Source organism: Planktotalea arctica (assembly GCF_002105285.1).
In the GTDB taxonomy this organism is placed as follows: Bacteria; Pseudomonadota; Alphaproteobacteria; order Rhodobacterales; family Rhodobacteraceae; genus Planktotalea; species Planktotalea arctica.
In genome coordinates this window covers 20796-27197 of sequence record NZ_MUHR01000015.1, presented here as the reverse complement: position 1 = coordinate 27197, position 6402 = coordinate 20796, and the positions used below count along the sequence as shown (strand labels likewise).

The 6402-nt window shown below is 57.1% G+C and carries 8 protein-coding genes; 3 read left to right on the top strand and 5 right to left on the bottom strand.

The window, feature by feature from the left end; genetic code table 11:
- Positions 1-23 precede the first annotated feature (23 nt).
- Positions 24-743 carry an extensin-like domain-containing protein gene (locus B9P63_RS15280; protein ID WP_085310370.1) on the top strand — a complete coding sequence of 240 codons (720 nt, stop codon included), beginning with the start codon at positions 24-26 and terminating at the stop codon, positions 741-743.
- A 7-nt stretch (positions 744-750) separates the two neighbouring features.
- Here the strand turns inward: B9P63_RS15280 and B9P63_RS15275 are convergent, their stop codons facing one another.
- Positions 751-1488: a GNAT family N-acetyltransferase gene (locus tag B9P63_RS15275; protein ID WP_085310368.1), complete on the bottom strand. Its 738-nt coding sequence runs from the start codon at positions 1486-1488 to the stop codon at positions 751-753.
- Between the two features lie 284 nt (positions 1489-1772).
- Complete coding sequence (locus tag B9P63_RS15270) at positions 1773-2861, bottom strand: TauD/TfdA family dioxygenase (RefSeq protein ID WP_245830709.1); 1089 nt, start codon at positions 2859-2861, stop codon at positions 1773-1775.
- A 261-nt stretch (positions 2862-3122) separates the two neighbouring features.
- On the opposite strand from B9P63_RS15270, the gene B9P63_RS15265 reads away from it, so the two are divergent.
- Positions 3123-3464: a DUF2853 family protein gene (locus B9P63_RS15265; RefSeq protein ID WP_085310375.1), complete on the top strand. Its 342-nt coding sequence runs from the start codon at positions 3123-3125 to the stop codon at positions 3462-3464.
- 286 nt (positions 3465-3750) lie between these two features.
- Here B9P63_RS15265 and B9P63_RS15260 read toward each other — a convergent pair whose 3' ends face one another.
- The 3 genes from B9P63_RS15260 to tsaD are packed head-to-tail and all read right to left on the bottom strand — an operon-like array spanning position 3751 to position 5577.
- Positions 3751-4167: an EVE domain-containing protein gene (locus B9P63_RS15260; RefSeq protein WP_085310373.1), complete on the bottom strand. Its 417-nt coding sequence runs from the start codon at positions 4165-4167 to the stop codon at positions 3751-3753.
- Positions 4167-4439, bottom strand: a complete 273-nt coding sequence (locus B9P63_RS15255; protein ID WP_085310366.1) for a YciI family protein — start codon at positions 4437-4439, stop codon at positions 4167-4169. Before B9P63_RS15255 ends, B9P63_RS15260 begins: the two co-directional genes overlap by 1 nt.
- A 37-nt stretch (positions 4440-4476) precedes the next feature.
- On the bottom strand, positions 4477-5577 hold the full coding sequence (tsaD, locus tag B9P63_RS15250) for a tRNA (adenosine(37)-N6)-threonylcarbamoyltransferase complex transferase subunit TsaD (RefSeq protein ID WP_425439755.1): 1101 nt from the start codon (positions 5575-5577) through the stop codon (positions 4477-4479).
- Positions 5578-5661: 84 nt separating this feature from the next.
- Here tsaD and B9P63_RS15245 point away from each other — a divergent pair, with 84 nt between their 5' ends.
- A complete protein-coding gene (locus B9P63_RS15245) occupies positions 5662-6360 on the top strand; it encodes a uroporphyrinogen-III synthase (protein WP_085310364.1) in 699 nt (232 codons plus the stop codon).
- The last annotated feature ends 42 nt before the right edge of the window (positions 6361-6402 follow it).

The window sequence follows — 6402 nt, the reverse complement described above, 5'->3', positions numbered from 1 at the left end:
AGATGTGTATAAGAGACTGAGCGATGAAAAAAACTGAAAAGCGCCGCAGACCCATCATACGGTTTGCGGCGCTTTTTATTTTAGTGCTTTTTGCCTTGCTAGGCTCTGCTTTACTGCGCCACCCAGATACGCCGCTGCCAAGCCGCTGGAACGTGTTCGAGCCTTTGGTCGTGAGCGCTCCGATCACCCCGATCACCGCATGGAAACTGGACTGGGCAAGCAGCGATCCAAAGCTCTGCATGCAGATTATGCAACGCGCTGGGCGTCTCTCTGAAATGGAGGACTTGGCGGTGGATGAGAATTGCGGCGTCACGGGGCGCGTTACGCTACGCGGTGTGGGGCAATCAACGCTTGATCCGCTGGAAACCTCCTGCGCTACTGCGCTGCGCATGGCGATGTGGGAACATCACGGCATTCAGCCTGCCGCGCGGAATCTGCTTGGTTCGAACGTCAAAACCATTCGCCACATTGGGTCCTACAACTGCCGTATGATCGTGGGAACCCAGCGGTTCAGCACACACTCAACCGCCGATGCCATAGATATCGCAGGCTTCGATCTGGTGGATGGCACGCGCATTCGCCTGCTTAGAGATTGGGGCGACGACGATGCCAAAGCGCGCTTTTTGCGCGAGGTGCGCAATGCATCCTGTGATTGGTTCGCCATCACCCTTGGCCCTGATTACAACGCGGCACATGCGGATCACTTCCACCTTCAGAACGAAGGCAGGGGCACCTGCCGATAGGAAGAAATTAGTCTCTAAACAGGCGCATCTTTAGCCAATCGGCGTGCTTAGGGTCAGCGCCCTCAAGCACGTAGCCTGCTTTTTCCAGCGCGCGGAGCGAGCCGATATTCTCACGGTGGGCCCGCGCGATCAAAGAGGTGAGGCCAAGGTTATCCCGCAAGCAGCGCGCGGTGAACAATTTGACCACATCGCTGCCGATCCCCTTGCCCCAATGTACCCGGCCCAGCCAATAGCTTATTTCTGCGCATGCAGGATTTTCAGGTTCCACGTCGAATTCAAGTCGGACCTGACCGACGGGGTTGCCGTCAAATTCGACCGCGAACACCTGATGATGGTTGCTGGCGTTGGACAATTCGATAAGGGCTGTGGCAAGATCGCGGGTGAAGGGCGCAGGGTAGTTCTCGGGCATAAAGCGCCACACATCCGGATCGCCAAGCAGCGCAATATAGCTGTCCACATCCCCCGTGCTCCAAGCGCGCAGGGCGTAGCCGGATTGTGCGTCCTTGCGCCGTGCGGTGGGATCCAATTGGTTGAGCAGTACCATGCTTAGATCATCTTTGCAGGCATCGCTCACCCAGCCTTGCTGCATGGGATCGAATGCCAGTGCGATACCCTCTGCGCGATACTGCGAGATTTCGCCAGACGATAAAATACCGGCAGAACGTGCGCGCATTGGGCCAAGGGGCGTATTGGAGGGCACGTCGATATGCGCACTAAGCGACGATGCTTTTTTATATTTCTTCATGACACCTAACCCTGCCTAGATAGCCCTATTTAGAATAATTATGCGCTCAATTGGGGGAAACAAGTATCGGGGATGCAAAATATCTTCCGTTGCGGCACGTGATAGATCAATCTTTGACCGGACCTTCAGGCTTGCGTCCTTAGGGCCGACAGCACAGCGCGCTTTGTTCTTGGATCCGCCGTAGCGGTACAAAAAGGCCTTGGACAGGGTGGCGTTATTGAGACCTGCTCCTCTTCTTAGCTCGATATTACTGACTGGACTGCACGATATTGGGCGCGAAATTGCTAGGCATCTAGGGGTGCATTCAAGGCGGTGCCGGCGCAGATAATACCGCCGCGCTGGCCGGGCGTGATATCACCGTAGCGTTCCCTGAAACAGTCGGGCAGCGCGCGATCACCGGGAAGAGATAACCAAAGACGCAGCAGATGGCGCCGCTTGTCCTGCTCGGACCAGTCGGTGAACCCCGTGCGATCATGGAGTTGCGCATGATTGTAGACGAACTGCATATCTCCGGGGCGCAAACGCATGCGAAAATGCAAGGTGGGGTCATTGGCGAGCGCGTCGAACATATCAAGCGCCGCGATATGTTCAGGGGTCAGTCGTAAGGCTTCGTCAAAGCGCTGGGCGCTGTCGATATACTGGCGCTGGTAGAACGCGGTCAGCTTGCCCGCGTGCCAGGACAGGGGTGGAATCTGCATAAAGGGCTTGGCACCCTCTGGGACTTCGCCGCGCCTGTCGGTCGCGATGGGATCGAACAGGCGGCATAGCAACTCTGGCGCATCCGCGTACATCCGGTTGTAGAGTGTCGCGGCGCTGACCAGAAGGGAATCGCCGCCCTCTTTCGCCTCGTTCAGGCACAAAAGGCCGACAACATCGGCGCTATCGGTGTGAAACGTCTGCCGCTCTGCCGTTTGATAGATGCGCACCTGCGCAGACGTAGATGATACCCCCGTATCGCGCACATGACCAAGGATATGCCCCTTGGCATTTTGTGAGCGCGCAGAGCCAAGATGTGCGCCGATGCCGCAAAATACCGTCGCGGCCTTGCGTTGATCAAAGGTGTGCGTGGGCAGCCCGCGCATGACCTCGATGCCATTGCCGCTCAATAGCTTGTCTTGAAGCGCAGTGAGGTGATGTGCGAAACTGGGCAGCGGAAAATCTGCGGCGGTGATCTGGCCAAGGTCTTTGCCAAGGGCGGCGAAATGCTCTGCTGCTGTTTCGAGCTCTGCGATTTCAGCGTTGCTTAGAGTGTGCAGCCAGGCGTGTTGATCCTGCGCCAGATCGTGTGCGACCCAGACCGAAGGTCCGCTGATCGGCGCAGGAAGATTGGCAGGCGTCATGCGGGGGAACGAAACGGTGTTTGTTGCATTCATTTGGTGTTGAAATCCTCTGTTGATACCCCCTCGGCAAGATCTTTGCCTTATGAGACGGTGCACCGTGCCGCAAAATTGCGCGATCCGCGAGTCTTCTTGCAAGTGCCCGCTTTTACCATTTTGCGAGCGAGTCAGCGTAAAGAGGGGAAAAACCTGCGATAAAGACCATTGATCCGCACGGGTTTATTGCTAACCTTTGCCCAGCTTCGGCGCTCATAAAAACATATTATGCGGTTCAAGCCGCACAAAGGGAGAGATTTGATGGGAAAACGGGATGATCTGATCGTGCAATATGCGGATGATCTGAAGAATAAGTGCGGCATGACGCCCGATATGGATCTGCTGACGAAAGTTACGATTGGCTGTGGCCCTGCGATTTACAACGCGGACGCGTCGACGGTCGCGGGCAGCCAGGCGTCCGAGCTGGAGACCGTAAAGACCAATTTCCTTATCAAGAAACTCGGCCTTGCCGATGGCCCACAGTTGATGGAGGGCATCAACAAGGTGATCGAGATTTACGGTAAATCCGAGCGCAACAAATATCGTGCGGTGGTCTATTATATGCTGACCAAGCATTTCGGCAAAGAATCCGTCTACAGCTAGGTTTTCACTGTTGCGGCTTCAAAGAGCGCCCCCTCGGGCGCTCTTTTTATTTGCGCGTGGGTCTCATGTGAAGAACAGCAAAATTGTCTTTAATTTTAGGCGCTTGGTGTTTGATTGATCGCGCATGTTGGATTAGACATCTGATAAGGTCAGGACGGCCAATTCCAGTTTAGTTCGCGTGTGGTGCCCGTGGGAGGCAAATACGTGGGGTGACAGGGGATGCGCCGTCATTGGCGCATCCCCTGTATTTTTTGTGTGATAAAAGTGCTTTTTGAACGCTGAAAGATCAGGCAATTCCCCCCAAAGCGCAGATGATCTGCCACTCTTCTTCCGTCACTGGCTGAACCGAAAGGCGGGAATTTTTGACGAGGATCATGTCGGCCAAACGCGGATCGGCCTTGATGGCGTCTAGCGTGATATGGGTCTTCAGTGGCTTCACCGCTTTGATATCGACGCAATCCCAACGCGCATCATCGGTGGAGCTATCGGGATGCGCGAGCGCGCAAATCTCGATCACGCCGACGACGGCCTTTTCCTTTTGGCTATGGTAAAAGAAGCCGCGATCGCCAATCGCCATTTCGCGCATGAAATTGCGCGCCTGGTAGTTGCGCACGCCATCCCATTCCTCGCCTGCATCGCCTTTGGCAACCTGGTCGTCCCAGCCCCAAACGGAGGGTTCGGATTTGAACAGCCAGTAGCGCATCAGCCGATCACCTTGTTCCACCGGACCAGCTCGACCGACGCGAAAAGCCCGGCCTTGGCATAGGGATCATTCGCGGCCCAACTCTCTGCGGTGCCCATGTCCTCGACGTCCAAAATCACCAGCGATCCGCACATTTCGCCCGCGCTGTCGAGCAATGGCCCCGCTTGCGCAACGACCCCTGTGTCCTTGATGTAGGCCAAATGCGCGTCGCGATTGTCCTTGCGCGTTTGCAACGCGCCTGCTTTATCCTTCGCCATCAATGCAATCAGCATGTCTTCTCCTTGTCTGTGTCTATTTAGGTTCCAAACGTTACGCTTTCGCACCCTTTTTTCCGCTTCCCAGCATCGGCGCGCTTGCGCGGTCGAGCGGCCAGCGGGGGCGCGCACTTAGCTCCATACCGTCGCGCTGACCGGCCTCGAACAACTCGATGCCTGCATAGGCGATCATCGCGGCATTGTCGGTGCACAGCGCAAGGGGCGGGGCGGTGAAGGCGACGTTTTGCTCAGTACAAACAGTCTCTAACACAGCCCTTATGGCGGTATTCGCGGCAACGCCCCCTGCGACAGCAAGGGCCGGAGTGGCCGGCTTTTCGGCAAGGTAAAGCACTAAGGCGCGCCGCGTTTTCTCGGCCAGCACGTCAACAACAGCACGCTGAAACCCAGCACAGAGATCATGAACATCGGCAAGGTGGATCGTGTCGCCTTGCATCACTTCATTGCGTGCGCGCAGCACGGCGGTCTTGAGGCCGGAGAAGGACATATCACAGCCCGCGCGATCAAGCATTGGACGTGGAAATTTGAAGCGTTTCGGATCGCCGGATTCCGCCGCCTTTTGCACTTCGGGGCCACCTGGTTGCGCCAGTCCCAGCAAGCGCGCGGTCTTGTCGAATGCTTCGCCAGGCGCATCGTCGATCGTACCGCCAAGACGGGAAAACTCGGTAGCGCTGCGCACGATCAGGAATTGGCAGTGACCGCCAGAAACCAGTAGCATCAGGTAAGGGTAGGTCAGCCCGTCCGTGAGGCGGGGTGTCAAAGCATGTCCCGCTAGGTGGTTTACACCGATCAGCGGTTTACCCGTTGCGAGCGCAAGCCCTTTGGCACACATCACGCCGGAAATAACGCCGCCGATCAGACCGGGGCCAGAGGTGACGGCGATCGCGTCGATCTGCGCCAGTCCAATGCCAGCCTCGCCAAGCGCTTTTTCAACACAGTGATCGATCTTTTCCGCATGCGCGCGCGCTGCGATTTCAGGCACGACGCCGCCGAAGGCGCGGTGCAGATCATTCTGCCCGACCACCACGTTGGAGAGCACATGTGATGCGCCGGCTTCATCGCGGCGCACCACGGCGGCTGCGGTGTCATCGCAACTGCTTTCCAGGCCAAGCAGGGTAATGGCGCGCGTCACAGGCATAATCTTTGGCACAGTCCTTCGTTGCGGAGATGATGCGTTGCAGCTACCACTCTCAACTGTCGCAAACAATCCCGGCTATACCCGATGACGCAGTCTGCTACTTTGCTTTTGACCCGCCCGCTTGCAGACTCGCTGCGTTTTGCGGAGCAGGTCCGTGCGTCCCTCGGTGACATGAAGATCGCCATATCTCCATTGCTCGAAATCGAAATGCGCCCTCTTGATCGCGGTGCGGCGGACGCGAAGATCATCGTTTTCACCTCGCGCAATGGCGTTGCTGCTTGGGAGCGCGCCAAACTGCCGTGCCATCAGCGATGTTTTTGCGTCGGTTCGGCAACGGGCGATGCAGCCCGCGCGCTTGGGTTTGATCCGTTCATTAGCGGTGGTACCGTGGATCATTTGCTTGAAGACATGCGCGCTACAGCGCCCGATGGGCCGATCCTTCATGTGCACGGGCGTTTCCGCGCGGGCGATCTGATCGGTGCGCTGCGCAAGGACGGTTTTGATATTCGCGGGTTGCTTGCCTACGAGCAAAAGCCGATTGAGCTCGACCAGCACGCACGCGCGCTTTTGTCAGGGGGAGAGCCTGTGATTGTTCCCCTTTTCTCACCGCGCAGCGCAGCGCAATTTGCCAAAACAGGGCTATTCCAGCCGCAGATCGACATAATCGCAATCTCTCGTGCAGCGGCAAAGGCGTTGCCACGCGCGCGCATTGCACCATCTCCGGATGCAAAGGGGATGATTGCGGCAATTTCACAGGGGCACAGCGGGCTATCAACGCCTTGAGGCTCTGAGACTGCGCAAGTAAGGTTGCGAGGGACTCGGGTG

Excerpts from the sequence above, each read along its gene's own strand:
- B9P63_RS15280 (WP_085310370.1), top strand. The coding sequence starts at position 24 with ATGAAAAAAACTGAAAAGCGCCGCAGACCCATCATACGGTTTGCGGCG.
- B9P63_RS15275 (WP_085310368.1), bottom strand. The coding sequence starts at position 1,488 with ATGAAGAAATATAAAAAAGCATCGTCGCTTAGTGCGCATATCGACGTG.
- B9P63_RS15270 (WP_245830709.1), bottom strand. The coding sequence starts at position 2,861 with ATGAATGCAACAAACACCGTTTCGTTCCCCCGCATGACGCCTGCCAAT.
- B9P63_RS15265 (WP_085310375.1), top strand. The coding sequence starts at position 3,123 with ATGGGAAAACGGGATGATCTGATCGTGCAATATGCGGATGATCTGAAG.
- B9P63_RS15260 (WP_085310373.1), bottom strand. The coding sequence starts at position 4,167 with ATGCGCTACTGGCTGTTCAAATCCGAACCCTCCGTTTGGGGCTGGGAC.
- B9P63_RS15255 (WP_085310366.1), bottom strand. The coding sequence starts at position 4,439 with ATGCTGATTGCATTGATGGCGAAGGATAAAGCAGGCGCGTTGCAAACG.
- tsaD (WP_425439755.1), bottom strand. The coding sequence starts at position 5,577 with ATGCCTGTGACGCGCGCCATTACCCTGCTTGGCCTGGAAAGCAGTTGC.
- B9P63_RS15245 (WP_085310364.1), top strand. The coding sequence starts at position 5,662 with ATGACGCAGTCTGCTACTTTGCTTTTGACCCGCCCGCTTGCAGACTCG.